We start from the raw sequence: 583 nt of genomic DNA on the forward strand, positions 1-583 counted from the left end.
GGCACCGGGGTCGGCACACCGCCGGGGCCCTCCACCGTCAGCCCGAGCGCGGTCAGCGCCTGCAGCGCCTGGGCCCGCCGGGCGTCGTCCAGCCGGACGCGGGGCTCGCCGGAGAGCAACTGGACGTAGGTCTCGACGGCGTCGGCGTCCACGCCCAGCGATGCCAGGTGACCGGCCAGCTCGTCGGTGTGACCGTCGCCGTCGGCGCCGGGATTGTCGTGCCCCATGGGCGGCACTTTAGTGCCGGTGTCACTGGGGTGTCGCCGTGGGCGTCCGAATCGGGGTAGAACGTGCGCTCGCTGCCGCCCACCAGCCGGGAACCCCAACACCCCAACCCCGGCTGGTGGGCGGCAGATGTATTTCCGGCGAAATCTCGCCCTCCCGATGGCCGAATCGCGGCCCCCGGCCGCCCGCTCACCCGCCTGCCCGGGTCGGGTCGGGTCGGGTCGGGTCGGGTCGGGTCGGGTCGGGTCGGGTCGGGTCGGCGGTCGAACCGGGCGCACTCCGGGCACGTTCCGGGCCCGCTTCTGCGGGCCCCGCCCCCGACTGCCGCCCGCGCCCGTCACACGGCCCGCGCCCGGCT

General features: G+C 76.2%; 1 protein-coding gene. It reads right to left on the reverse strand.

What is annotated here, in order from left to right; genetic code table 11:
* Positions 1-227 (reverse strand): hypothetical protein (locus ACYVE9_RS30235; RefSeq protein WP_461031043.1); only part of this gene is annotated, 227 nt, incomplete at its 3' end.
* Positions 228-583 lie beyond the last annotated feature (356 nt).

Source organism: Streptomyces sparsus (assembly GCF_054776295.1).